At 33.0% G+C, this 24497-nt stretch carries 32 protein-coding genes; 26 read left to right on the forward strand and 6 right to left on the reverse strand.

Going from position 1 to position 24497, the window contains the following annotated elements:
- Positions 1-217 precede the first annotated feature (217 nt).
- From CVD28_RS24440 to CVD28_RS24460, 5 genes are all read left to right on the forward strand, one after another.
- The gene (locus CVD28_RS24440; protein WP_101597323.1) at positions 218-709 is read left to right on the forward strand and encodes a hypothetical protein; all 492 of its coding nucleotides are present in this window, start codon (positions 218-220) and stop codon (positions 707-709) included.
- A gap of 27 nt (positions 710-736) precedes the next feature.
- Positions 737-1069, forward strand: a complete 333-nt coding sequence (locus CVD28_RS24445) for a hypothetical protein (protein WP_101597324.1) — start codon at positions 737-739, stop codon at positions 1067-1069.
- 42 nt (positions 1070-1111) lie between these two features.
- Positions 1112-1909, forward strand: coding sequence for a hypothetical protein (locus CVD28_RS24450; RefSeq protein WP_101597325.1), 798 nt, complete (start codon positions 1112-1114; stop codon positions 1907-1909).
- Positions 1910-1925: 16 nt separating this feature from the next.
- A complete protein-coding gene (locus CVD28_RS24455) occupies positions 1926-2270 on the forward strand; it encodes a hypothetical protein (protein ID WP_101597326.1) in 345 nt (114 codons plus the stop codon).
- 96 nt (positions 2271-2366) lie between these two features.
- Entirely contained in the window at positions 2367-2780 is a 414-nt protein-coding gene (locus CVD28_RS24460; RefSeq protein WP_101597327.1) for a hypothetical protein, read from the forward strand.
- Between the two features lie 24 nt (positions 2781-2804).
- Here the strand turns inward: CVD28_RS24460 and CVD28_RS24465 are convergent, their stop codons facing one another.
- Complete coding sequence (locus CVD28_RS24465) at positions 2805-3680, reverse strand: YitT family protein (RefSeq protein WP_101597328.1); 876 nt, start codon at positions 3678-3680, stop codon at positions 2805-2807.
- Between the two features lie 390 nt (positions 3681-4070).
- On the opposite strand from CVD28_RS24465, the gene CVD28_RS24470 reads away from it, so the two are divergent.
- A complete protein-coding gene (locus tag CVD28_RS24470) occupies positions 4071-4931 on the forward strand; it encodes a single-stranded DNA-binding protein (RefSeq protein WP_101597329.1) in 861 nt (286 codons plus the stop codon).
- Positions 4932-4971: 40 nt separating this feature from the next.
- On the opposite strand, the gene CVD28_RS24475 is transcribed toward CVD28_RS24470, so the two are convergent.
- Together CVD28_RS24475 and CVD28_RS24480 are read right to left on the reverse strand one after the other, a co-directional pair.
- Positions 4972-5394: a hypothetical protein gene (locus CVD28_RS24475; RefSeq protein ID WP_101597330.1), complete on the reverse strand. Its 423-nt coding sequence runs from the start codon at positions 5392-5394 to the stop codon at positions 4972-4974.
- 164 nt (positions 5395-5558) lie between these two features.
- Positions 5559-5960, reverse strand: a complete 402-nt coding sequence (locus CVD28_RS24480) for a hypothetical protein (protein WP_101597331.1) — start codon at positions 5958-5960, stop codon at positions 5559-5561.
- Positions 5961-6116: 156 nt separating this feature from the next.
- Between CVD28_RS24480 and CVD28_RS24485 the strand changes: the two genes are divergently transcribed.
- The 13 genes from CVD28_RS24485 to CVD28_RS24540 all read left to right on the forward strand — a co-directional run bounded on the left by CVD28_RS24485 (position 6117) and on the right by CVD28_RS24540 (position 17641).
- Positions 6117-7112: a DUF262 domain-containing protein gene (locus tag CVD28_RS24485; protein WP_101597332.1), complete on the forward strand. Its 996-nt coding sequence runs from the start codon at positions 6117-6119 to the stop codon at positions 7110-7112.
- Positions 7113-7207: 95 nt separating this feature from the next.
- Positions 7208-7834, forward strand: coding sequence for a hypothetical protein (locus tag CVD28_RS24490; RefSeq protein WP_101597333.1), 627 nt, complete (start codon positions 7208-7210; stop codon positions 7832-7834).
- A 175-nt stretch (positions 7835-8009) separates the two neighbouring features.
- The gene (locus CVD28_RS24495) at positions 8010-8294 is read left to right on the forward strand and encodes a hypothetical protein (RefSeq protein WP_101597334.1); all 285 of its coding nucleotides are present in this window, start codon (positions 8010-8012) and stop codon (positions 8292-8294) included.
- Positions 8295-8448: 154 nt separating this feature from the next.
- A complete protein-coding gene (locus tag CVD28_RS24500; RefSeq protein ID WP_101597335.1) occupies positions 8449-9654 on the forward strand; it encodes a serine/threonine protein phosphatase in 1206 nt (401 codons plus the stop codon).
- A gap of 36 nt (positions 9655-9690) precedes the next feature.
- Entirely contained in the window at positions 9691-10170 is a 480-nt protein-coding gene (locus CVD28_RS24505) for an HD domain-containing protein (RefSeq protein ID WP_101597336.1), read from the forward strand.
- 277 nt (positions 10171-10447) lie between these two features.
- A complete protein-coding gene (locus tag CVD28_RS24510) occupies positions 10448-11437 on the forward strand; it encodes an HD domain-containing protein (RefSeq protein WP_101597337.1) in 990 nt (329 codons plus the stop codon).
- Positions 11438-11553: 116 nt separating this feature from the next.
- Complete coding sequence (locus CVD28_RS28345) at positions 11554-12741, forward strand: hypothetical protein (protein WP_180954302.1); 1188 nt, start codon at positions 11554-11556, stop codon at positions 12739-12741.
- Between the two features lie 139 nt (positions 12742-12880).
- Positions 12881-13612, forward strand: coding sequence for a hypothetical protein (locus CVD28_RS24520; RefSeq protein WP_101597338.1), 732 nt, complete (start codon positions 12881-12883; stop codon positions 13610-13612).
- 137 nt (positions 13613-13749) lie between these two features.
- Positions 13750-14526 carry a hypothetical protein gene (locus tag CVD28_RS24525; RefSeq protein WP_101597339.1) on the forward strand — a complete coding sequence of 259 codons (777 nt, stop codon included), beginning with the start codon at positions 13750-13752 and terminating at the stop codon, positions 14524-14526.
- A gap of 85 nt (positions 14527-14611) precedes the next feature.
- Complete coding sequence (locus CVD28_RS24530) at positions 14612-15985, forward strand: HD domain-containing protein (protein WP_101597340.1); 1374 nt, start codon at positions 14612-14614, stop codon at positions 15983-15985.
- A 155-nt stretch (positions 15986-16140) separates the two neighbouring features.
- On the forward strand, positions 16141-16299 hold the full coding sequence (locus CVD28_RS28350) for a hypothetical protein (protein WP_180954303.1): 159 nt from the start codon (positions 16141-16143) through the stop codon (positions 16297-16299).
- Between the two features lie 23 nt (positions 16300-16322).
- Positions 16323-17192 (forward strand): hypothetical protein, encoded by an 870-nt coding sequence (locus tag CVD28_RS24535; RefSeq protein WP_101597341.1) that lies wholly within the window; start codon positions 16323-16325, stop codon positions 17190-17192.
- Between the two features lie 107 nt (positions 17193-17299).
- Complete coding sequence (locus tag CVD28_RS24540; protein WP_101597342.1) at positions 17300-17641, forward strand: hypothetical protein; 342 nt, start codon at positions 17300-17302, stop codon at positions 17639-17641.
- 40 nt (positions 17642-17681) lie between these two features.
- On the opposite strand, the gene CVD28_RS24545 is transcribed toward CVD28_RS24540, so the two are convergent.
- On the reverse strand, positions 17682-17987 hold the full coding sequence (locus tag CVD28_RS24545) for a hypothetical protein (RefSeq protein WP_101597343.1): 306 nt from the start codon (positions 17985-17987) through the stop codon (positions 17682-17684).
- A 154-nt stretch (positions 17988-18141) separates the two neighbouring features.
- Here CVD28_RS24545 and CVD28_RS24550 point away from each other — a divergent pair, with 154 nt between their 5' ends.
- Positions 18142-18963 (forward strand): hypothetical protein, encoded by an 822-nt coding sequence (locus tag CVD28_RS24550; protein WP_101597344.1) that lies wholly within the window; start codon positions 18142-18144, stop codon positions 18961-18963.
- Positions 18964-19010: 47 nt separating this feature from the next.
- Here the strand turns inward: CVD28_RS24550 and CVD28_RS24555 are convergent, their stop codons facing one another.
- Complete coding sequence (locus CVD28_RS24555; RefSeq protein WP_101597345.1) at positions 19011-19550, reverse strand: hypothetical protein; 540 nt, start codon at positions 19548-19550, stop codon at positions 19011-19013.
- Positions 19551-19662: 112 nt separating this feature from the next.
- Positions 19663-21030: a hypothetical protein gene (locus CVD28_RS24560; protein ID WP_101597346.1), complete on the reverse strand. Its 1368-nt coding sequence runs from the start codon at positions 21028-21030 to the stop codon at positions 19663-19665.
- 211 nt (positions 21031-21241) lie between these two features.
- Here CVD28_RS24560 and CVD28_RS24565 point away from each other — a divergent pair, with 211 nt between their 5' ends.
- The 6 genes from CVD28_RS24565 to CVD28_RS24590 all read left to right on the forward strand — a co-directional run bounded on the left by CVD28_RS24565 (position 21242) and on the right by CVD28_RS24590 (position 24461).
- The gene (locus tag CVD28_RS24565; RefSeq protein WP_101597347.1) at positions 21242-21436 is read left to right on the forward strand and encodes a hypothetical protein; all 195 of its coding nucleotides are present in this window, start codon (positions 21242-21244) and stop codon (positions 21434-21436) included.
- Between the two features lie 25 nt (positions 21437-21461).
- Complete coding sequence (locus CVD28_RS24570; RefSeq protein ID WP_257985971.1) at positions 21462-22268, forward strand: nucleotidyltransferase domain-containing protein; 807 nt, start codon at positions 21462-21464, stop codon at positions 22266-22268.
- 52 nt (positions 22269-22320) lie between these two features.
- Entirely contained in the window at positions 22321-22569 is a 249-nt protein-coding gene (locus tag CVD28_RS24575) for a hypothetical protein (protein WP_101597348.1), read from the forward strand.
- Between the two features lie 18 nt (positions 22570-22587).
- Positions 22588-23238 (forward strand): hypothetical protein, encoded by a 651-nt coding sequence (locus tag CVD28_RS24580; RefSeq protein WP_101597349.1) that lies wholly within the window; start codon positions 22588-22590, stop codon positions 23236-23238.
- Between the two features lie 41 nt (positions 23239-23279).
- Positions 23280-24008, forward strand: coding sequence for an NUDIX domain-containing protein (locus tag CVD28_RS24585; protein ID WP_142384824.1), 729 nt, complete (start codon positions 23280-23282; stop codon positions 24006-24008).
- A 138-nt stretch (positions 24009-24146) separates the two neighbouring features.
- Entirely contained in the window at positions 24147-24461 is a 315-nt protein-coding gene (locus CVD28_RS24590; protein ID WP_101597350.1) for a hypothetical protein, read from the forward strand.
- The last annotated feature ends 36 nt before the right edge of the window (positions 24462-24497 follow it).

Consider the following 24497-nt stretch of genomic DNA (forward strand, 5'->3'; position numbering starts at 1 on the left):
ATCATACAAATGGAAAATGAAGTATTATATACTAAATAAACTTTTTTGTAAAAAATACTTTACGCTTAAAAGCCATTGTGATATAATCAAGATAACCTCCTATTCTATATACTTTAGGATAAGAGTAATAGAATCTAATCTGCCAACCTTTTAATGTTGAAGGAAGCCCTACCTGTATATAATAGAAGGAAACTTTTATTCAGGAGGTGAAGCAGAAGTGGAAACAAATTGGATTATTTTATTTGTCGCTATAGTCGGTGTATTGGCTATCATTGGATTCTTATTGAAATCATTTATTAAGGTCATTTTGGTATTAGGTGTTATTTATCTTCTTTTCCATTTAGGATTTATATGGGGAGTAGGAGATTTAAATGAAAAATTGCACTTAGATAAATTCTTAAAACCAGAAGTTAGCCAACAAATTCAAGAAAAATACGATGACTTTTCCAATCGAAGAGAAGAAAATGGAGTAGTAGAGACACAATTAATTGAAAAAACGATTAATGATAGTCTTCAAGTAGCTTTAACGAAAGCATCTGACGAAATCAGAAACATCGATAAAGAAGCACTTATTCAAGATTTAAGTGATAAACTCCGTAACTTTGATACAGAAGAAGTGGCACAAGCATTAGATAACTTGAAAGCAGAATTAGCGAAGTACAACGTAACACCTGAAGAGGTTCAGGTTGAAACACAATCAGCACAATAATTTAGAACAGAAGGTGAGGAAAGGATTATGGATACAGCACTTCTCCAATATGTAGATGAAGTCGAATATGATATTTCTGAATTTTTAATCACAGGACATGCAATGACTCAGTATGCATCAAAGTGCTCACCTGGATTAACTTTAATTGAAATCAGTAGCCGAATGAGAGAAAAAATGAAGAAGGTAAGAAAGGTCGAATTAAACAAGAAAAAACGACCAGGGCGTGTATCTTATATGGATGAAGATGAAATCATCTATATCGTAGAAAAAGATAAAGTCATTACAACCTTCCCTAATGAACGAATTTTCGTTGCAAAAACTTTCTACTCAAACAAAAAAACTGGAAAAAAATATCTATAATACGAAAAAAACAGGAAAGATATACAAACAGGAGTGAATAATATGAAAACCGTTACGCATGGAAACCTTAAACGGAGATTTGAAAAGAAAAAGACATACCTTATGCACTATCAATTATTAGAGCATAAAGCTAAAGGGCAGGGACTAATGCTTCGATTAAACTTTTTTATTTTTGCAGGGTTTTATCTATTTTGGCATGAGTACCCTCTCGCTTTAGCGACACTTGATTTTAGCTTTACAGTATTAGCAGTTCTATTTTGGTTGTTCGTTAAGCCGAGAATGCTTAGAGGAGACATTACTGCATATTATCGTAGAGATTATCGAAAAATGAAGTCGAGTATGTTTTTAATTCAGCTCTTTATTCAGGGTGCTCTCATGCGTTTTGCTGTTGTAGCATTGTATTATGCACTTACACTATACTTAGTAAAAGATTCTCCAAAAGAAATCGAAACATACCAAGAGGTTGTATCTCAAATCTTGATAAATCCAACTGTATCCATGATAGCCATTGCAGGGTTCTCTCTTGCGATGTATGTGCTTTTTTATCACGAAAGATATGCGACCATTCGTGAGTTTTCAAATTCAGTAGTGGAAATTTACAGTAGTCACCCATATACTGAAGAAGGAGCGGTAAATGAATTTATTGAAAGAAAAGATAGAGAGCTTAGATTGTCCGATATTGATGGTGTGAGATATGATGGAGCATGGAGCACAGTTTCGTCAGAACCAGAAAGTCAACCAGTGCTTTCAGAAATAACACAAGCGGAAGTGGTATCTGCTTCACCAGAAACGGTACAGGAAGAACCAACTGATATTGTAAGAAGAAAAGCTCGAAGATAAAAAGGAGTGTTTAACGATGCGAACCAAACAATTAACGGAATCAGAGTTATTCAGAAAATTAAACATTTTATTGTTAGACAAAAACAAAGACCAATTAGAAGAAATCAAAGAAAAAGCCTCTTTATTGGCAGATGTAGAAATTGATAATTCAGGATTAGTTCGTGGGATTATCAGCTACTTCTTTGAGAATCAAGAAGAGTTGAAGAAAGTGATTCCTTATGTAAAAGAAGCAAAAGGATACAACATTCTGATGAAATTTAATGAAATGATAGCTGAAAACAAGAATCCAAAAGAAATTGAAAAAGAACTTGGTATTGGATTTGAAATTGTTGATAAAGTAAAAGATAAATACAAACAATAGGTAGAAGCCTCACAATGATTATTGTGGGGTTTTTTATATTTAGGGCTTAATACGCTTATAATAGGAAAGGTTTTAAAATAAAGGAGGAAATCATTTATGATTAAATTACAAAGTTTACTTAACTGGTCAGAACAAGGTTTAAATGCGAATGAAATTCTTGCGTACATGGTAACGCCCACACAAAATGATATGGTTGAATGGGATGGCGAAAAAGGAATTTACTTTGATTCAAATTTAGAAGAGTTATTTGTAGATTTAGGTTGGAATGTATCAAAAATGGAAGAAAGCGTTGATTTAGAAAAGGCAAATCAAGAAGATGTAGAGAGTTCTATTGTATTTTTTGATAAAGAATATGCAGTTGAATTTGATATGTTGGTGACACCTAATCGTTTCGATTCTGATGTACCAGAAAATGTGATTAATTTTAATACTGGTAGAATTGTAGGAACAACGAATCGTGAAGAAGCTCAAGATGAAGGGCTGGATTGGATAAAAGAAGAAGAGAGATGACCCTAAAAAGTCACCTCTCTTTTTTTAGTGAATATCACGTTTCTTAAAGTTTCCACCTTTAACTTCTGCTACATCACTGAATGTTACAAACGCATTGTTATCAAAGTGTTTGATAATTTGTTTCATTTTACTTTCTTCCATACGGTTAATCACACAATGAATAATGACCACTTTTTCTTTTGAGAAACCGCCAGTACCAGTTGTATAAGTTACACTACGACCTAAACGTGATTGAATCGCTTCGCCAATTTCCTCTGGTGCTGAAGAGATAATCTTGACAGATTTAGAATCATCAAAACCTACTTCAATAACTTCAATTACTTTCGTAGCAATGTAGTAAGAAATCAAAGATGAAATAGCTCCTTCAATTCCAAATACTAATGTAGCAAATGAGAAGATTACAATGTTAATCGCAATGATAATGTCACCAGTTGAAAACGGTGTATTTTTTGCAATTAAAACTGCTAACATATCCGTTCCATCTAAAGCCCCACCATTACGCAAGGCTAATCCCATGCCAATCCCTAATAGAACACCACCACTTACGACAACTAAAAAAGGATTCGATTCAATAATCGTTGGAACATGGTGCAAGACAGATGTGGAAATAGATAAGGAGATAATCCCAATAAGTGAACGGATAGCAAACGTCTTTCCGATTTGTTTATAACCTAAGAACAAAAATGGAAGATTGAGAAGGATAATGTAAATACTTAAAGAAACCCCTGTAACAGCCGATAACATAATAGAAATCCCTGTCACACCACCATCTGATACACTGTTTGGAATTAAAATGGATTCCAGTCCGTATCCTGCAATGATTCCACCAATAATGATGAAGAAGATGTTGAAGAATGTTTCAAGTTTACTATTTTTATATGTTTTATTATTTTCTTTCATAAATCAGTTCCTCTCTACATAGTTTATAGTCTAATTATAACATTTCCGTTGACTATATTCAATGAAAGTAAACGATAATTTAAAAGAATTGGCAAACAAATTGAAATATTTATGTGATTTTTATTCAATAAAAAAAGAAGAGGGATTAACCTCTTCTTCTATGTAAATGTGGAGGAATTGAATCTTTATTTCGTTTCTCGATTCGTTTCCTCACGCCTTGACTTGTCCCTATATTATAGATAGGTGAAATAAATAATATAATAACAATATGTTCTATATCAATTAAGGAGATATTTAATATCATTTTATTAAAGGAGAATATGTTTCTGTTGTAAAGCCATTGAGGTATATACAGTACATTTTAACGATAAACCAGGGAGGATTTTCATCATGATAAACAAAGTTAAAGTAGTAGGTGTGAGCACAGGCGTTTTTGAAGTTAATCATAGTTTTAAAGGTGCAAATGATAAAATCATTACTGCATTGGAAACTGAAATTCGTTTTACTTCGGCTAATAGCATTAGCAACACCATAAAGGTCATTGTATTTAAGGATTCAATTTTTGAAAGGATATTATCACAAAAAGATAAGTTAGTGGTAATAGAAGGGATGTTACGTACATTTAATAAAAATTCTTGGGGTAAAAGAATTAAAGAAGTATTCGTAGCTCCTGTTAGCGTAAGAAACGCAAGACCAGATACAAAACAACAAAATGTTGTTCAAATAACTGGAGAAATCATAGGTAAAACTAACTTGAAAGAGCGTACAAGCGGAAGGTTTGTTGCGGAGGGGCAAGTTAAAGTAAAAAGAAATGGAACTGGTTTTGATTTTATTCCTGTCGTTGCTTTTGATGATTATGCAAAATTGTTAAATAAAGCAGAAGAAGGAACAGAAATCACCCTTAAAGGAAGAATCCATTCCAGAGCCTTTGATTTTAAATATGAAGAAAATGGAGAGGAAAAAGAAGTGAAGCGTATTGCCCTTGAAGTTGGAGTTCATAAATTAGAAGTAGAGGCAAAAGAAGATGTTCAAAATGAAAAGGATACTAAATTAGGTTTGCAATTAGGATATAGACGTATTGATAAACAACACTATAATTTGGTATCCAGTATGATGGATAACGATTATGAGTTGGTTGCTCGTAAGTCTTCTAAAGGCAAATACCCTGTTCATTTATTAAAAACTGGCACGTTTCATTATCTCGATTCGGTAATAAAAGCTAAGAGAATGGTCAACATGAATTATATGTAAAGAAAAAACCGTTGTATTTCTACAACGGTCTTTTTTGTTCTTATTTAGAATCTTTAAATTTTAAAAAGGTAATGACCTCACCAGCTTTGACATTCCCCATACTGTCACGCTCGTTAATATGCTCCACTAAGTAAAGCATATCTCTCATATCCTTTCCAGGTGTCAGCTTTTCTTGAATAATCCAAGCTCTGTCACCCTCTTGAATAAAAACTTCAACTTTTTCATACTTAGCAATTTCTTTTTCAATTGCACTTACTTTTTTCTCTTCACGAACATCTTCGTCAAACAAATCACTGGCAAAGCTGAACATTGTGAACATACCAATCATTAAGAAAGATAGAGCAACTAATCTACGAACGAAAATGATACGTTTGCGTTTTGCCTTACGTTCTTCTTCAATCTTTCTTTTCGCTTCTACTCTCTCTTGAACCTCTTGTAAAATCGTTCTGTTTTTTAACATCATAAGTAAATTCTCTCCCTTTAAATAAATGTCTTTCCTTTAAAAGTTTTTAAAAAATTAAACCTGTTTTATATAAATATGTTTTATCTTATGCGTTAGGAGGGGGAGGTATAATTTAGTATTTATTTGTTTTCTGAACATAAAAAAAGTGAGCTTAATCGTGTTGCTCACTTTAATAAGTATTGAATATTTTGGTTGGTTAAGTGGAGTGATTCTTGATTCAATAAAATCAATTTTTTTAATTTTTGTTGAGGGTCATAGATTTTTATATATTGATTTCTTTCAAATTTTAGATAAATGTATCTCCCATTATGAACAATATGTTGAATCATTTTCATAGGAAGCCTTTTCCCACATTGAGAAACCATTTTTTCACTTAGCAAAATAGGTTTTCTGTCAATAAACCAAATTAGCGAAAAATATATGAGGGCATATACACTATTGATAATTACAGTCATTAAAAAACTATCCACACCTTCTCCTACTACGAGCAAAAAGAAAAAGAATAAGATGTAATCCTTCTTTTTGAAAAAATCATGTCTTTCTTTAAATGTAATTTTATTATGCACTGATATAGACTCCTTTCTTTTGTTTCCTTTGTTTATTATAGTGGTTAGATAAAATAAAAATGAAAAAGGTGAGGTCTATTAGCACTTGATTCTGTACAAGAATGGGTTTCATGTTATAATCATGGTAAATAGAGGGAAGAGGGAGAGTGGGTAGATGTGTTAAAGAAAAGTTCAATTCCTTGGAACATCAAACAGTTTAAGTCTATGGAGGAAAAAGGTAAACTTAATTTTGATATTGCTATTCAAAGGAAAGGGAACATTTGGGACATACACAGAAAGTCACTATTGATTAACAGTTTGTTAGTAGGATTCCCTGTACCTCCTATGTTTGCTAAATTTGATGGTGAAACCTATTCTTTCATTGACGGAAAACAACGATTAACCACTGTTTTATCCTATTTAAAAGATGAATTTGCCCTTTCGGACAGGACACCTTCTGTTGATGGAGAAGAGATTGTTGGAAAGACATTTTCCGAACTGCCAGAATCATTTCAAAAAGTTTTGAGCCAAACAACATTTACGATTACTCGATTTGAAAATATTACAGATGAAGAAATTGAAGAAATGTTTTTTAGATTAAACAATGGCGTTCCATTAAAAGCCATTGAAAGTACCAGAGTGCTTCTTGGAACGGAAAATATGAAAACAGTTGAAAATCTATCTGACCACTCCTTCTTTTTAAATAAAGCAAGTATTTCAAGAAACCGATATACTGACCAAGAATCCGCTCTTCATTTAGTAATGTTGACAAAAAATAGACAGACTGGTTTTAGCAGTAAAGAGCTTCGTTCGTTTGTAGAAGGATACAAGAAAGAACCGTTAGAAACCGAGTTAGTAGAGGAAGTTCAATCGAGATTAGATTTCTTAGATGAAGCGTTCCCGAAAAAGAAGAAGTATATCAAAAAGATTCATTTACCTATGATTTATCATTTAGTCCAACGTGCCAAAGACAAAGGAATTTCTCCTGAATACTTTGGTTTATGGGCTGATGAATTTTACAAAGAATTAGAAAAAGAGAGTTTATATAGTCAAGCCTGTCAAAGTGGAAGTGCTAAAAGAGAAAATGTACAAATCCGCTTAAATGAAATTGAAAAAGCCTTTGAACAAAGTTTCAATGTATATGAAAAAAATGAAGCCATCGCTTCTTCTTGATGCACCTGTTTATCAGGTGTTTTTATTTTTATCTTACGCATAGAAATTCCCTTGATTTTTATAATATAGAAACTGATGAAAAAGGGGATTTTGCCATGAATCTAATGACAAAGGAACAAATAAAGGAATTGGTCTTACAGGTAGAAGGTTTTGAAATTCAAGAAGAAACCAACAAAGGCATTGAGGTTTATGATAATGAAGAAGACAAGTTCTTTCGTTATCGTTATTTAGAAGAGTTAAATATAGAGGAAGTCTTTCAATTTAACTCGCTACAATTTAACAAGGATGCTTTCTTTCGGATATTTAAAGAATGTGTGGATTTGAATATGCTCATGATTGTCGATAAAGTGGTATTTCTGAACAATGAGGAAGAATATGACCAATTAATCGAAGAGTATCCTGACCAAAGCATGGACATGGATAGAGCAGTAGGGATTAACTTCTATATGGATAATGTAGTGGTAGTTAATGTAAAGCTGATTCGTTCGTTAGCAGAAGAACTGGCATTAAAGGATGAACTGTCTGATGTTAAAGAGGAGTTAGCAATGGGAATATGGCAAACACTTGTGCATGAATTACGCCATAACATTACCGCTAATCCCATTATTTTAGAGGACATGATTTCAATAGAAGAAGGAGAAGAAGATAAGGTAGAAGAATACTGTCGGAATGTATTTGAAGAATCTATCGAAAAACATCCCGAATATTGCTGTTTTAAGTGAAGGGCTTAGTTCCTTCATTTTTTATGTCGGCAATAAGGTTTGGATAAAAACAAGAAAAGAAGAAAATGGTTGTTTCTTAAAGGATTATAAAACAGGTAGAGAGAAAGTATGATACAAGAAGGACAAATAAATAGGGTTATTGTTCGATAAACATATCATAGGAGGTTTGTTTTCAATGTCTGCGAAGGCAGTGGCTCTGAGTGCTCTGGTTTTTCTGCTTCCGTTTGCAAAGGATATGCTGACTGCGTTCCTGAACAAGCTGGTAGAAAGGGCTTCGGATTCTTTCTTGAACAAGGTGTTTAAGAAGAAGGAAACCACTGATACGACAAATCACTCTTCGTTGGCTAACGAGTTGAGGACAATTAAGGAGTTGTATGGAGAGACTGCATCCGTAGAGATTCAGATGGGGAAGAATCAGACGATTCGGAGCGTCAAGATTTCTCCTAACAAGAGTCGATAAGATTTCTTGACAAGAAGGGACTATTTCGATAGTCTCTTTTTGTTTATGTAAAAATAAATTTACATAACCTTTATTCCATGATACAATTAAATTACAAAACAGAGAACAAAAAGACCTATATAAATAGATAAAAATAAGAAAGGAGAGAAGAAGAATGAGAAAGTTATTTCTTCTAAGAGGAGCACCAGGAGTAGGAAAAAGCACCTTGTTAAAAGAATTGAAAGTAGATGAATACGCATTAAATTCAGATATGTACCGAATGGCATTACAGTCACCGCTTTTAACAGAAAGTGGCGAATTTAAAATCAATCAAATGTATGGGAGACGAGAAGCATGGCATATGTTGTATGAAACTTTAGATAAACGAATGTATAATGGGGATTTTGTTATTATTGATGCAACCCATTCTAAACCATCTGATATGATGGCGTATCGTGCATTAGCTGACAAATATAGATATGAAATCATTGTTGTAGATTTTTCATCTATCCCAATGGAAGTAGCAAAAGAACGAAACCTTATGCGTGATGAACATAAGCAAGTTCCTGAAGCTACCATTGAAAAACATTATCTTCGCTTTCACACAAGCAGAGTACCAGATGGCATGAAAATTGTTCATTATCAGGATGCAAAAGAAGCCTTTTATCTGTCTCCTGTTGACTATTCTCACTACAAAGCAATTCACCACATTGGAGATATTCATGGTTGCTACACTGCCCTTATGAGCTATTTAAAAGAGGGAATCAAAGAGGATGAACTATATATTTTTACTGGTGATTTCATTGACAGAGGTATTGAAAATGGAGAGGTATTGGAATTTCTATTTTCCATTATGGAACTTCCAAATGTCATTTTCTTAGAGGGAAATCATGAGCGTCACCTGTGGAAATGGGCGAATGGAGAAAAAGCATATTCCCTTGTCTTTGAACAAGATACAAAGCCTGAATTAGAAGAGTACGGAATTAACAAAAAAGAAGCGAAACGATTCTGTCGAAAATTAAAAGAATTGGTGTACTACACTTATAAAGATAAGGAAGTATTGGTCACACATGGAGGGCTTCCTGTTATCCCTAAAAATCTTCATTTTGTTTCTGCAGAGCAAATTATTCGTGGTGTAGGAGATTACAAAACACCTATTGATGAAATCTTTAATACGAATGAAAAAGGGACAAACCGCTATCAAATTCATGGACACCGCAATCATGGCTTACTTCCATACACACCTGATACGCAAAGTTTCAACTTAGAAGGTGGAGTTGACAGTGGTGGATACTTGCGAACGATTACCTTAAACAACGAAGGGTTTTCAAGTTTACAAGTAAAAAATAATGTATTCAAACAAAAACAAGAAGCAGGGTGAGGAGATATTCTTACCCTTTGATAAGGAGAGAAAATAATGATAATTCAAGCCTTAATGTATGCAAAAGAAAAACATGAAGGACAAAAAAGAATAGGTGGAAAAGCCTATATTACACATCCAATAGCAGTAGCAGAGATATTAGAAAAAAAGGGATTTGATACTCCTTATATCTTGACAGGTTTATTTCATGATTTATTGGAAGATACTGACGCTAAAGAGGAAGAAATTTTGTTTTATGGTGGGGAAAAGGTTCTAACTGCAGTTAAGCGTGTAACCAAAATAAAAGGATATCAGATGATTGAATACATCGAAGAAATCAAAAAAGACATCATAGCCAAAATGGTGAAATTAGCTGATAGATTGCATAACCTGTTAAGTGCTACGATAGCAAACGAAAAATTCCGAAGACGTTACGTTCAGGAAACAGAAGAATATTACGTAGATTTAGCAAAAGGTACTCCATTTGAAACAGATATTCAAGAAGCCTTGATAGCTTTAAAAGCTACATTAAGCTAAGAACCTCTTACATTTCGTAAGGGGTTTTTTTCTTTTGTTCAACATTGTTTTTAGTCATTGAATAATATGCACCAAAAAAAATAAAATATATAAACTTTACAAACAAGGATGAACTTTGTTTTAACTTTTGTAAGGTCATTAATTCCGTTATATATTCAATTAATTTTTTTGTCAATAATATTTGACATTGAATTAAGCTGGAACTATAATGGGATTAGAACATAATACAGTTTTGTACTAAACAGGTTTTTATTTATTAAAAAGGAGAGATTTTTTTATGGCAAACAACAATGTGAAAGAATTAAAAGACTTGGGTAAAGTGAAAGTTCAACAATTAGAGCAAGGAGCTAAAGCAGTTCTTGTTGGTGATTTCTCAAAACAAATCAAAGGTTCTTCAAATGGAGAATATCCTTTGGTTCGTATCACTGATAACACTGGTACAGCATTTGCTCGTGTTTGGAGTAACCTTCCTGTTGCCCCTGCAGTTGCAGAGTTACAAGATGGTGATTATGTCGAAGTGGAAGTGATTTGCACTGGTGCAGGTCAATACACAAACATCGACATTCAAAAAATCACAAAACTTGAAAGACCAATTGTGACAGTGGTAAACATTGAAGAATTGAAAGCAGAGTTGAGAGAAGTATTTAAGAGTTTTAAAGACGAAAACCTTCGTAATCTTGTCACTGCTGTATTTAGCAGAGAAGATGTAAAAGAGTTATTCTTTACTGCTCCTGCTTCACAACAAAGTGGTTATTCTTTTGATGGTGGCTTACTTGCTCACGTTGTTCGTACAATTCGCTTGTGTGATGCAGTTGCCGATGTTTTTGATAATTGGAATCACAACACAGATAACTTTGTTAGTAAATTGAATCGTGATTTATTAAAAGCGTCTTCTATGTTGCATGACATTGGAAAACCAAAAGCATTTAAAAAGAATGGTCAACGTGTCGAAAAAACAATTGAAGGAGAGTTGTTTGAGGACAGCTATATATCCATGAAAATTGTACTGGAAGAATTGGCGAAAGTATCTATCCCAGAAGAGCAACGAGTTGTTCTTGAACACGTTCTTGGTTCTTCTAAAGGAAAGCAAGGATACGGTGCTTTGTTTATTCCACGTTCAAGAGAGGCAATTGCGTTTCATTTGATTGAGTCATTAGACGTTCAAATGTCAAACTTTGAATTCCTTGACCGAAATGCTGGTGCTGAACAATCATTCGTTCAATTGTTCCAAAAGACAATGTTCCTTGGTTCTTATGACGAAGAGTAATTATCTTTTAATAGGATAGGGGAGAAATTTTTCTTCCCTTCCGCTTTACTTTATTTAAACAGGTTGCAAATGAATTTTAAAAATATCATTTTACTTACTCAAAGGAGAGATTTTATATGGCAAACGTAGTAACTTCATTCAAAGAGGTAAACAACTTAGGATTTGATGTAGAAAAAACAGAGGAATTGGTAGCTGGTCTGCAAAGAGAAGGTGCTGTAGTAGGAATTGAAGACCTTTCTTCTTACATTCGTAAGCAAGGGCTAATCGTTTCTGAACACATTGGTCGCAGACGTAACTATGTAAAAGTTTCACCTAAACTTTTTGGTGTTGACTTAACAACAAAAGGTACAGAAACAAACGAGTTTTTTAAACAGCATATGAAAATGGGGAAAATTACTTTCCTTCCAGAAGCATATGAGACTGAGCTAATCAATATTGAATCAACAGTTCGTGTTCAACGTAAGCGTAATTCTATCGGATATGATAATAAATTCATGACGATTGATTCTTACAACGCCTTTATGGAAATGGTGAACGGAAAGGTTGAAAAGCAAATTATTGATGGTAAAGAAGTGTTTGTGAAAATCCCTGGTAAAAAAGAAGAATACTTTGCAACAAGAGATAAAATTGTTGCCAATTGGGATACTATCATTGCACGTTTTAAAGAAATTGTTTGGATTTCACTGGATGAACTAAATGCTCTTGACAAAGATAAAGTGTTTAACACTATCATGTCACGTATTCCTTCTAAAGAAGAATATGCAAATAGTTTTTATATGACAATTGGTGCAAAAGCATTTCCTGTTACAGAAAACCTTAGTATGTTTGACGAAGACATTCAAAAGCAAATCAATGAAGGTCTAAATCAAGAAACGGTTCAAACTTTATATGAAATTATCGGAAATACGCTGAATGATGCATTTGAAAATGTTTGTCGAGTGATTAACACAATCAAGAAAAACGACAAAATTGCTATTCGTACTTTGGGGTCTGTAAAAAATACAGCAAAACGAATTGCACAAAAGAACATTTTCAACAATCCTAAAATTGATGCTATTCGTGATTCCATCTTGGAAATGCTGAATCTTTCAGTTAATCCAGAAGCTATGTGTGAAGAAGCGGAAGCTATCGCATCTATGATTTATGGATATGCAAAAGAATTGGGTATTGAAGATACTATCAACTTAAAGTCAAGCCCACTTTCTGAAGACGAACTTCTTGAATTGTTTGAAATGATTGAAGGTAAATCATTCGATGATGAAGATGAAATCGTTGCAGAAGAAATGTATAAAATGAGAGCTTAATCTCTATTTGAAAGAACTTCGACTATTGTCGGGGTTCTTTTTTGTTGCAAGTCAAACGTAATTCACCATTCCTTTTTTCATAAATTTCCCTCCGTTTCTGTAAGATAAAAAATCCAATAAAATTAGGAGGGATTTACTTATGAGTTTAACTCGTTATTATGGAACAACAGATAAATTACCAAATCACTTTGTAGAATTGGTAATGAATGAACAAAAGGAGATTGTAACCAAACTCGTTTATCGTGAGGATTATAGTGTTATTCCTTTTTATAAATTAGAAGAAGAGGTTCGGGTATTATTAGAACCAATGGTGAAAAAAGATTTCACTCTCTTAAGGGGAGACGATTTCAAGAAATTCTTAAATGAAAGAGAAAGACATAGAAAAATACATTGTCAGGTTTTAAACGAAGAAGAAGCGTTCAAAATAGAAGGTGGACAAGTGGTTTATGCTGACGAATTACTCGATGGTCGATTATACGCAACCTACCATTTTCCAAGTGAATATGGATATGCGATTTGTCATTATTCAGAGAAAAATAAAAATTTCATTGAACAACACTTTTTTACAGAAGAAGAAATGACTTGTCCTTCTATCCTTTACTTCTTGAAAAACAGCATTCCAAAAGATAAAATAACCGTTTTTGATACAGCTTTTAAAGGGGTTTTTTATGCCTTATACAAAACAAAAGATTACTTCTATATCGGAGAAGTTGAAGGTGGTATGCTAACTGATAATATAAAAATATATGACAATGATTATGTAAAAGTAACAGAAAATACAGAGGTAGATATCATAAAAGAAAAAATCAATCTATATATGTATAAGTTACACATTATACAGTTGGCAAAAACCTTTATTCCAACTATGTAATACCAGAAAAAACAGAGACCTTAATCAAGGTTTCTGTTTTTGTTTTTTAAAGGAAATACTTCTCCCTTATCCCTCATTTATAGTGAATTTTTATTAAATGAAACTACTATAATGATAAAAAAATAGGAGGGGATAGTATGCAAATGAATAGAGATATTTCAAAAATAAGAAAAGAATTTTTAGAATTAAATACATTTCTTTTAAAACATTATGTTATGAAAGAAGATATTATCTCAATGGGGAATTTAGCCCTATTTGTAGATAGTTCTTATAATCGTCAAAAATGGTTAGAGAAGAAAAAAAACATAAAAGAATGGGTGTTGCAAAAAAATGCGAATGAATTGAATATGTTTATGGCAAATGAGTTATATGAAATAGCGTTAAGATTGGGTATTAGTGATAATCTAAAATTCAAACTTCATAAAATGACAAGTGCGTATAAAGATAGTTCACTTCGATATTTCGATATTGTTTTAGACCCATATGAGTTCCCTGTTTGGTTTAAAAGAATGATGGAATACTTTCCTGTATCAAATAAAAAGGGGCTTTATTTGAGGATTTTAAAGCGTTTAGAGAATTATCCTATTTTCCAAAAAAGAGAAGAGCAATTAGCAGTTTCCTACTTTGCTAAAAAAGTCTTTCATGATGAAAAACTTTGGGACATTCTTGATGAATTAGAATCTTTGATAGAAAATAAAACAGAAAATGATATTGCCTGGTTCATGGCTGTTCAATTGTTTCGTTATTCTTACCCTGAAATGGAGAAAAACAATAGAAAAGAAGAACAACTATATACGCTTCTCAAACTAAAAGAGTATAAAGCTCTTTATGAGAAAAAGGAGTTACAGACTTGCGATATTTTTTCAGATACAATGAAAAAGGAAATTTCCAATGGTTTATTTAGAAGCATCTAAATGGTGCTTCTTTTTGTTTGTAAAATAAAATTTACAAAAATGATGAAACATGATAGAATAAGAAACAAGAAAAGGAGTGTATATAATGTCTAAAACATTTCGTGAAGTAAAGCTACCTTTAAAAAGAAAAGATTTAATGCCCGTTAAAGAAGATAATTTGGATGATGTGAAGAAAATTCACCCTAATCCATATACATATCAGGAGTTGAAACAAGTATTTGAAGAAAATGGTCTTTCCATCAATCATTTATACATGGCAAAAGAAGGTCTTTATCCTTTTTGGTATATAGATGGGTTTGTATTTGCACCTGTTACATCTCTGAATCCTTCTGTATTTCAACTTCATTTAAACGGTGATAACGTAGAAGCTCAAAAGAAAAGACTTCAACGATATTGGGAAAAAGGGAATTATTCTGCTCTTTTTTCAGAAGTTGATTCTCAGTTTGGATTTGACACCTTCTTTGAACACATAGAAGAAATTCCAGAAGAAAAACAATATGAAATATTCCGTAAGCTCTATACACGTAATGAATACGGATTTCAGGATATTGACCAAACACTTATTAGAAAGTTGTTTTCTTTGAATCCTGATAAAAGTTTTCTGAAACATATCCCTGTTGAACCTGATGGATATGTAACTATTTATCGTGGGATGCAAGACCATTCAGCTTCACCAGAAGAAGCCTATTCATGGACATTGGACTTTGAAGTAGCTCAACGATTTGCTCTTCGTTTTAATTCCACAGAGAGTAGCATTTATCAAGCAAGAGTGCTTGTAGAGGATATTGTGGATTATGTAGGAGATGGAAACATCGGAGATAGAGGAGAAGAAGAAATTCTGGTGATTCCTGAAACTTTGAGAGATGTGAAAAATATGGGTTTTTATAATTTAAGTGATTCTCTCTTTGAAGAATTAAATCGGGCAGGAATTGTAGAAATGTATCAAGAATATGCTCACCAAAGGTTAAAAGGGTCTTGGTTTCACAAACCAGATGGCATACATGGAAAACGTCATATCAAACGTGTTTTGTTCCTATCTCTAATTATGTCTTATTTAGACGACTTATCTGAAGAAGACCGCCAAATTCTTATTTACGCTTCTCTTTATCATGATATTGGAAGAGAGCATGATTGGGAAGATGAAGAACATGGTTTACAAAGTGTCTATAAAATGGAAGAGCTTAAATTAACAACAAGAGGGTTAAATAATGAAGAAGTCCGTATTTTAAAGTTCATTATGAAGTACCATTGTATTCGTGATGAAGTAGGCTTACGAAAAATCAAAACACAAAAAGGAATTCAGGATAAAGAACGTGCCATTGATTTATTCAAACGCTTTAAGGATTGTGACAATTTAGACAGGGTTCGTTTAGGAGATTTAGACCTGAATTATATTCGGACTGAAACAGGAAAGAAAATGATGATGATTGCGTATCAACTTCTTAGAAACATTGAATAAGTTTATTCCGAACAAGAGCACATCCATAAGGGTGTGTTCTTTTTGTGTACTCACTTACTTCATTGTTTTTAGTCAATGATTATGATAAAATTGATTATAAAATAAACTATTTAAAAGAAAGTTGATTCTTTTATAAAAAAGAAGGAGGAGATAGGTTGGGAACAGCTCAAATTCTAATGCTTATGGGGGCGACTATTGCTGGTACATTCTTTGCAGTTGCCTTGACGCAACAAAATCCTTTCCACCGTAATTTGTATAACGCTTTTGGTGTTGTAGGAACAGGTTTAATTATTGTTGGTTATTTATCTGTTTAATTTAGAAAAAAGGAGGGAAGAAGATGCTGTCTAAAAGGAAAAAGAATATTCTTGGAACATTTCAAGATGAAAAAGGGGTCAACTATCAACTGGTAAAAGAACAACGAAAAAGATGGTTGGATAAAAAGAATGAAGGCATAGAAGAAATTACTTTTTATCGTGGAACAGAAATTATCCCAGCTTGGGATGTACCTAAACTGAAATTAAATCTACGTGAATCCAAGGCAGAAGAAGTTACGTGCTTTGTGAATGAGTATTTAAAGAGTTCATCTGTTATCAAAGATTCTTTACAGCAAATGAACTTTCCATTGGGAACGCTTATTGATATTTGGAATGGCATATATAAAGACCATGCCTTTATTAAAGAAAGCATTTTAGCGTATCAAGATATTTTGGATTCTAATGAATTTATTCAAACCCTTTCTCAACCTGAACAATGGGTTTTGTTTACACAAAACAAATATCGAAACCCTGAAAACATGAGAAAGTATAAAGAAATGTTTCAAGGTGTCATTGTGTTTTTCTTACAAAAGTATCTATCTGAATCGTATATTCAAAAATACGAAAGAGTATATGGAGAATGGCAAACCTTAATTTCTAATACATTTTCGGCATACTACACTGAAAATGATAAGTTGGAAAGTATCGAAAAAGCTATTGAACAAACAAAAGAGGAATTAAAAACAAAAGAGTTTGAATTGGGAGAAATCCGCAAAGAGATAACTCAATTAGATAATGAATATGAACACGCCCTTATTTCTCAAAAATTCAAAATAGAGGAAAACGTAAAGGCAGTATTAGAAAAAGAACAAGAGAAAAACAAAGAAGTCGAAGATGCAAGAGAGAAAATTAATCGTATTACGTCTTTCTTTCAAAATGAGCCTATCCAGTAAAACGGAAAGGTTCATTTCGTCTGTTATGAGAACAAAAAGGAACACCTAAAATATAAAGTATTTTAAAAAAAAGGAAATGCTATACGCATGATAAGGGAGAGTAAAAAATGGAACAAGTATTGCAGGAAATGGTTAATGTATTTCATTTGGAAGTAGAGGATGAAGAAATCGAGAAAGTGTTAGACTGGTGGAATCCACAAGTAAACGATAATCTATTATTTGTTAGAGGGAATCCTGTAGCAATCATTGAATCTATTAATGAAACAGGAGAATCCGTAACGATTCGTACAAACGAAGGGGAGCTATTTACGCTAAGTGTAGAGGATGTCAAAGATTCTTATGTACCTCTTTTAACCTCTCTACAAGCGGAGGAGCTAATTGAAGTATTGCCACCTGAATATGAAGGATTGAGAGAGAAATTAACAAACGCTCTTTCTGAACAAGAGTAAATACCTAAATAATAGAGGCGTTTATTTACGCCTCTATTTTTCATGAATAAGGATTTAAGCTACAATCAACAGTTGTCTCTTCCATTACTTCTTCTAAATAACCAATCATGCCTCTTACGACTTCTATTGTCTGTGATGAAACAGACAGTTGATAGATAGTAGGTGTTTTTTCTTCTAATGAAAGAATGGTATCTTCATCACCAGAGAAAACGATTTCATTTTTAGATGGAAACTCATGATAATTGCTTGAAAAGTAAGAACCTAATGCATCTTTTATAACAGAGTAAATATCATGAATAGTGACTGGACTGGAAGATATAATGGTAACGGTTTTAACAGGATTCACTCTTATCTCTCCTTTGCAAATGGCTTTTTTATATTCTATTCACTGACCATGAAATGATTATATAAAACCATTCGTAGCCTTTTATATGGAGATAAAGATATAGGGATAGAATATGATAAAGAGATACTTTGATTTTAATAGAAGGGAGCTATTTATGGAACAATCATTTTTATATGTCTTATTAATTAGTGGTATCCAACTTTTTTATCTATTGGGTGTTTTTATTGCTGTTGGATTCCTTTTAGGGTACTTAGAGAAGCGTTCTAACCGCTATATAACACGAGTATTTGGCAGGAAGGGAATCTTGCTAACCGCTTGGATTGGAACGCCTATACACGAAGCTGGACACGCCCTTATGTGCTTGTTATTCCGTCACAAGATAACCAAGGTGAAATTTCTGCAGTTAAATGACCCTAATGGTGTGTTAGGATATGTGGAACATGCCTATAATCCAAGAAGTATTTATCAACGAATTGGTCTTTTCTTTATTGGATTAGCACCTGTATTTAGCGGAATTTTGGCTTTAATCATGTGTATGTATTTCTTTGTTCCAAATTCTTATCAAGTTTTCCAAGAATACCTAAACACAAAGGTTCAGGCAGGACAGATTAATATAGATATGATTCAAACTATGTTTGTTTCTACATTTACGTTATTCAAGAGCTTATTTTCTCTGTCTAACGTAATGAATCCGTATTTTTGGTTATTTATTATTCTGTCTATCAGTATTTCTTCTCATATTGCATTAAGCTCTGCAGATATTAAAGAATCTTCTCATGGTTTGGTCATGGTATTTGCCTTGTTAGTAATCTTTAATACCGTTTCAAGCTATCTTGGAGTGGATGGTCAACAAGTAATTGTGGCTATCAGCAAGTATAATGCTTATGTTTTAGCCTTTTCCAGTATAGCGATAGTCTTTTCGTCTTTGACGCTCGGAATCAGTTTTCTACTTTACCGATTAAAAATGGTGAGATAGAAAAATAAAAAACGCATGGATAATTCCAATGCGTCTTTTTTATGTGCTTATTCCTTTTCTTCTGTAAAATTAGCATCAAATTCTGATTGTTTATCAGAAGCTACATGCACTTTATTGTCAAAATCGACATCAATATCAGGCATGGAAATTCTTTCTGGATTCAGAAATCGTTCCATAGGTGTTTTCCATAGCTCTACATCTGTTTTGTGTACCGTAAGTTTATGGTAATGTTTTTCAACCAATACTTCGTCTGTTATTTCATCCGAAATAGGGCTTAATCCATATTTCCCATCTACTTCACACGTTACCAAGTAAGGAAAACCAGGAACAATAACTTCTCCCCATGTATCATTTCCCACATTTACTTTTACTCTTTTTCCGATTAAATGGTCATTACTTACTTTTTTCTCTTCTTCGTACTCTTTTCTAACTTTTTGAGATTTGTGTTCTACATCTGCAATTTCTGCAGATAAAGAAGAAAGCAACGAAATGACTTGCAACGCATCTAATTGGTGTTTTTTCCAAGATTGTTGAATTGCTGATAAAACTTCTTCTTTTGCCTCAAAATAGTGTAGTTGATTTGTCATAAGTAAAATCTCTCCCTTTGTCATGTTGATTGAAAGTACAATCACCTAATTTGTGTATCTATACCAACATTATAGTTTATTTACTAACCTTTCATGAAAGGGAGAAGGGCTTTTATTCTTTTCGATAAGAAGTCCTTTCAAATGGGCGTACAAAGGTCTCTCCTTCACGTAATACGTAGTGATAAGACTTCGCCAACGCTATTGCTTCATCACTGGCTTTAGCTCCTGCTGGAAGCCTTCTGACGAACGGATGAATTGTTACTTTTCCTTCTTTATAATTTCTCTTATCAAATAGTCGGAGTTGCTTCTCCTTATTTTTACTCTGTTCAGATTCATCTTTTTCCTCATATAAAAACTCAACAGAAGGAAGGGGCTTTGTAGAAAGTACAGGAACTTCTTGCTTTAAATAGAGTCTTCTTTCTATCTCCATTCCTTTTATCTTTTCATCTATATCAGTGGTTAGATAGCAATAACTTTCTAAAATGACATTTTCCATTGCCCGATGATAGATACCACCAAAATCAGTAGAGTCCCAGGGAGAGTAAAATAACTCCAATTTATTATCATAAAACCCACAAAATTCTTTTCCATTTGTGGCTGTTACTTTGTAGAGTAGAACAATACGGTTTTCAGTAAACACTTCCTGAAAATAAATTTCCTTAATGTCTTTGAAATTATCATATCGTGCAAGTAATCCCTTTTTCGGGATAAAGTATCTCTTTTCCTGTAATAAAGTTTTGTATTTATCTGTGTTCACTTTCCTTTTTGGTAACTCAATTCCTTCAGCAACCATATATTGCTCTTTCGGATTAATTTGAATAGTGTGTTCGTTAATAAAGTACGCCATGACCAGTGTCATATTTGTAATTAATTGGTCATTGGAATGATAGCGTTGAAAGTCAAACTCTGAACGAATGTTATATCCAATCTTTTGATATTTCTTATATAGATTTTCTTTTGTGAAATTCTTTTTGTTATTAAGATAGGCGTTCATAATAATTACATCTAAATTAGGAAAAGTTTCTTGTCTCAACAACAATCTACCGCTTGTATCCAACCCATATGCAATCTTAGGGTGAGGAACAAAGTAATTCATTTGCTGAAAGAGAATGTTGTAATAGCAATTTAAGGCATCACCATAGGAAAAATCCTTTTCTCTTTCTAATCGCTTCATTGAAAGGGTAGAGAAGACAAAATAACAAAAGGAATAAAACTCTTTATAGAGCTTATTTTTCTTAATATAAGAAGCGGTGTCCTGATAAAACATATGTAAATTCTTTTTAAATTCTTCGGGGTCTTCAAAAGCTCCTACTAACTGCAATTCATAGCGTTTAATTAATTCTTTCGCAACAGGGTCTTCGGTGTACATAAAAATATCGGACATCATAGAGGTCAATTCTAATCCCTTAATTAAATCCAATATCATCATAGCAGTACCTTCAGTTCGCTTTTTCTTAATTTGATTCTCATTTAAAACCATTTGTATTTCCCTCTTTTCTTTCTATGTAAAAAATACTTTACGATAATCTCTATTGAGTATAGTGTATAGTGTAACAATTCACACAAAAGAAAGTCAATTTTTTAAAGATGCGTTTTAAAAATAGTAAAAAATAATTTACAATATCATTATTTTGAGATATAATAGGTATATAAAAACACAAAATATATCCTGACTATGAAGGAGCATAAGCGTGAAAAAGAAATTTCTTTGCTTGAAAGATTGGCAATTGAACGGTGTCGTTTGCTTTTATAAAGGAAAAGAATATGAAGGAAAGTTTATGCGAAATCACATTCGAGAAGGTATTCATTCTGCCAAACTAAAAGGCGAAAACGGAATAAAAGTTGACTTCCATAGTGGTAGCGACTATTTCCGTATTGAAGAATAAAAATAAAGAGAGAAAAGGTGAGAATATGAAAGAAACATATGAAGGCTCAAAATTAGAAGAGCAATTGAATCAACTGAAAGAGGATAAATCTTCTGCAACACCTTGGTTGGAAGAACGTACTATCCTTCTTGCTCCAACAGGAAGTTATGCGTATGGGACAAATACACCAACTTCTGATAAGGACTATAAAGGCGTTTGCATCCCACCAATTGAGTATTACTTGGGTATGGAAGCCTTTAACGAGTACAATACGGCTGGTGGTAAAAACTTTAAAAACACAAAAGATGACATTGACATCAATATCATTCATATCAATAAGTTTGTGAAGGATGCCATGCAGGGTGTACCTAACAATATTGAAATCCTGAATGTAAGAGCAGAGGATTACATCAAAGTTACAGAACTTGGACAAATCTTAATTGATAATCGTCATTTATTCTTGTCAAAAGCGATTTATCGAAAGTTTAGAGGATACGCTAATTCTCAAAAACAAAAGATGATTATTAAAAAATCAAATGGTACTGGAAGACAAGATTTGATTGAGGAGTTTGGATACGATACGAAATTTTTTATGCACACTGTACGTCTTCAAACATCTGCTATTGAAATTTTGAATACAGGAACTTATTCAACCTACAGACCAAATCGTGAGTTTTTATTAGATTGTAGACTTGGAAAATATACATTAGACCAAGCATTGAAAATTGTAGATGATTTGGATAGACAGTTAGAAGAAGCATATGAAAAATGCACAATTCTTCCTGCTACACCTGATTACGACAAGATTAATCAAATGCTTATCGACATCAATAAAACAGCCTTATACCTATAATACAAGCAAAGGGAGGGAGAAATCCCTTCCTTTTTGATAAGGAGGAATTTCAATGGCATTTGAAAGACCATTACTAAACGGATTAACGATGTATTTTAACGGAAAGCCGAGTGTGGACAGAGTACAACAATGGATTCTGTTAGCAAGACTGAAACAAGAAGTGACAAAAAGCGAAGACAAAGAATTTGAATGTCCGATTTGTAAAAAAATCTTATATTCTTGTGATTGCGAAAAGGATTTAGCCAATAATATTTTGCACGACATTCTCAAACATGAAATAGAGAAAGTAGAAATCAGTTAAGAAAGAAGGAGAACAGCTTTGAAAGAATCAGATTTATTCCTGCCTGTTAAAAAGTTTTTGTTAGAGAGTGGTTATTCTAACGTATATGGGGAAGTAGGTAAGTGTGATGTATTAGGAGTCAATGGTGAGTGCAATATTATTGTTGAGTTAAAAACAACATTAAGTTTTAAATTAATTGACCAAGCGATTGAACGATTAAAACAAGGTCATTATGTGTATATTGCCATTCCTAAACGGAAACAATCTATTCCGAAATGCGTGAAGGAAATCCTTACTTATCATAAAATTGGCTTAATCGAAGTAGGAATGCGTTCTTTCAAAGTTACTATCCCTGCAAGATTTAACCGTTTAGCGAATAAGAGAAAATCCTACAAGCGTTTACGAAAAAATATTAAAGAGTATAGTGAAGGACAGATTGGTGGGGTAAAATCAGGAGAGAAGATAACCGATTACTCCATTACAATGCAAAACATTAAGGAATATATGAAGTCGAAACGGAATAAATGGGTAACAGTAGACGATATATTAGAACATTGTGAAACTCATTATAAAAAACCAAAAACAAGTGTCATGGCAACTCTGAAAGCAGAGTGGAATCAAGATTGGTGTGAGAGTAAAATAGAAAACAGAAAACGCTATTTCCGAATGAAAGAAGAAGTATTTGTTTGATAACAGGAAATGCAAAATAAACGAGAAAGAGGGGTAATTGAATGTCTAAATTGGAACAATTAAAAATAGAGGTGCAAGGAAAGTCTTTAGAGGAGATAATTGATTATCGAGATACTTTTGACCCCAATTCAGAAGAATGGGAAGCCTTAAATCATATTAAAGCCGACTGGTTGGAAGAAAAGAAGCCAAGTACGAAAGAAAACATTATTTATTTTGATGAAACCTCTATGGTCGATATTCCAGAAGGATTTTCTACAATTGAAAGTCTTCCGAAGATACCATTTAAGATTGGTAGACGAAGCATATTGGAATATAACCCTGAACAAAGACATCCTATCCCTTACTGTATTGTTCGTCATAAAAAAAGATATTTCTTTATTTTAAGAGAAAGCGGAAGCGGAGAAATTCGCCTGATTGGAAAGAAAGGATTATTAGGTGGTCATGTAGCAGAAGAAGATGTGATTGCCTTAAGTTTAAATAAAAGTATTCTGAATGGACTAAAACGTGAATTGCAAGAAGAGGCAGGGATTACTGCAGAAATCGTACAGAACATTCATGTCAAAGGATTGATTAAATCCAATGAAGGAGTAGATAGTGACCATTTAGGAGTTATCTATGAAATAGTATTAGACACTGATGAAATTAAAGCAGAAGAAGAAGGAGCATTAACTGGTATCTGGATTCATGAGAGGGAACTTCCAGAGCATTATGATAGCTTTGAATCCTGGTCAAAAATTGTTTACGACCATTTATTAAAGAAAGCAGAGTAGAGTGATTCTACTCTCTTTTTTTATGTATATTTTATTTCATGAAAGCGGTATCAGTACGACAATACAAACGCATAAAGCGATATACTTTGTTAAATTTTACATATAATTCATGAGATACAAATGAAAGAGGTGAGTAATTTGAAAAAAATGAGTAAAAACGCAATGATTATGACTATGGCTTTATCTATGGGTACTGCAGTAGTTGCTCCTGTTATCGCTAATACAGTTCAAGCAGATGCAATGGGTGTAGGTGTGTTTGGTGAAAAAGGGAAAGTAAAGAACACACATGCTTATTACCTTAAATCAAAGTCTGGTAATTTCAACCACGCTGGATATATGTCTAAAGGTTCTATCTACACTGTTGGAAAATCCTATGAAAAAGGATACTACAAAGTGTATTACAAAGGTAAAACTGTTTACGTTAAATCTGGCGATGTGTTAAAAGATATTTAAACCAATAAAAAAGAACCTGTGAATTTATCACAGGTC

The organism is Bacillus sp. M6-12, from assembly GCF_002860285.1.
In the GTDB taxonomy this organism is placed as follows: domain Bacteria; phylum Bacillota; class Bacilli; order Bacillales; family DSM-1321; genus Peribacillus.

Bases quoted from the DNA above. Each gene is read 5' to 3' on its own strand.
- CVD28_RS24445 (WP_101597324.1), top strand. From the start codon at position 737: ATGGATACAGCACTTCTCCAATATGTAGATGAAGTCGAATATGATATT.
- CVD28_RS24450 (WP_101597325.1), top strand. From the start codon at position 1,112: ATGAAAACCGTTACGCATGGAAACCTTAAACGGAGATTTGAAAAGAAA.
- CVD28_RS24455 (WP_101597326.1), top strand. From the start codon at position 1,926: ATGCGAACCAAACAATTAACGGAATCAGAGTTATTCAGAAAATTAAAC.
- CVD28_RS24460 (WP_101597327.1), top strand. From the start codon at position 2,367: ATGATTAAATTACAAAGTTTACTTAACTGGTCAGAACAAGGTTTAAAT.
- CVD28_RS24465 (WP_101597328.1), bottom strand. From the start codon at position 3,680: ATGAAAGAAAATAATAAAACATATAAAAATAGTAAACTTGAAACATTC.
- CVD28_RS24470 (WP_101597329.1), top strand. From the start codon at position 4,071: ATGATAAACAAAGTTAAAGTAGTAGGTGTGAGCACAGGCGTTTTTGAA.
- CVD28_RS24475 (WP_101597330.1), bottom strand. From the start codon at position 5,394: ATGATGTTAAAAAACAGAACGATTTTACAAGAGGTTCAAGAGAGAGTA.
- CVD28_RS24490 (WP_101597333.1), top strand. From the start codon at position 7,208: ATGAATCTAATGACAAAGGAACAAATAAAGGAATTGGTCTTACAGGTA.
- CVD28_RS24495 (WP_101597334.1), top strand. From the start codon at position 8,010: ATGTCTGCGAAGGCAGTGGCTCTGAGTGCTCTGGTTTTTCTGCTTCCG.
- CVD28_RS24500 (WP_101597335.1), top strand. From the start codon at position 8,449: ATGAGAAAGTTATTTCTTCTAAGAGGAGCACCAGGAGTAGGAAAAAGC.
- CVD28_RS24505 (WP_101597336.1), top strand. From the start codon at position 9,691: ATGATAATTCAAGCCTTAATGTATGCAAAAGAAAAACATGAAGGACAA.
- CVD28_RS24510 (WP_101597337.1), top strand. From the start codon at position 10,448: ATGGCAAACAACAATGTGAAAGAATTAAAAGACTTGGGTAAAGTGAAA.
- CVD28_RS28345 (WP_180954302.1), top strand. From the start codon at position 11,554: ATGGCAAACGTAGTAACTTCATTCAAAGAGGTAAACAACTTAGGATTT.
- CVD28_RS24520 (WP_101597338.1), top strand. From the start codon at position 12,881: ATGAGTTTAACTCGTTATTATGGAACAACAGATAAATTACCAAATCAC.
- CVD28_RS24525 (WP_101597339.1), top strand. From the start codon at position 13,750: ATGCAAATGAATAGAGATATTTCAAAAATAAGAAAAGAATTTTTAGAA.
- CVD28_RS24530 (WP_101597340.1), top strand. From the start codon at position 14,612: ATGTCTAAAACATTTCGTGAAGTAAAGCTACCTTTAAAAAGAAAAGAT.
- CVD28_RS24535 (WP_101597341.1), top strand. From the start codon at position 16,323: ATGCTGTCTAAAAGGAAAAAGAATATTCTTGGAACATTTCAAGATGAA.
- CVD28_RS24540 (WP_101597342.1), top strand. From the start codon at position 17,300: ATGGAACAAGTATTGCAGGAAATGGTTAATGTATTTCATTTGGAAGTA.
- CVD28_RS24550 (WP_101597344.1), top strand. From the start codon at position 18,142: ATGGAACAATCATTTTTATATGTCTTATTAATTAGTGGTATCCAACTT.
- CVD28_RS24555 (WP_101597345.1), bottom strand. From the start codon at position 19,550: ATGACAAATCAACTACACTATTTTGAGGCAAAAGAAGAAGTTTTATCA.
- CVD28_RS24560 (WP_101597346.1), bottom strand. From the start codon at position 21,030: ATGGTTTTAAATGAGAATCAAATTAAGAAAAAGCGAACTGAAGGTACT.
- CVD28_RS24570 (WP_257985971.1), top strand. From the start codon at position 21,462: ATGAAAGAAACATATGAAGGCTCAAAATTAGAAGAGCAATTGAATCAA.
- CVD28_RS24575 (WP_101597348.1), top strand. From the start codon at position 22,321: ATGGCATTTGAAAGACCATTACTAAACGGATTAACGATGTATTTTAAC.
- CVD28_RS24585 (WP_142384824.1), top strand. From the start codon at position 23,280: ATGTCTAAATTGGAACAATTAAAAATAGAGGTGCAAGGAAAGTCTTTA.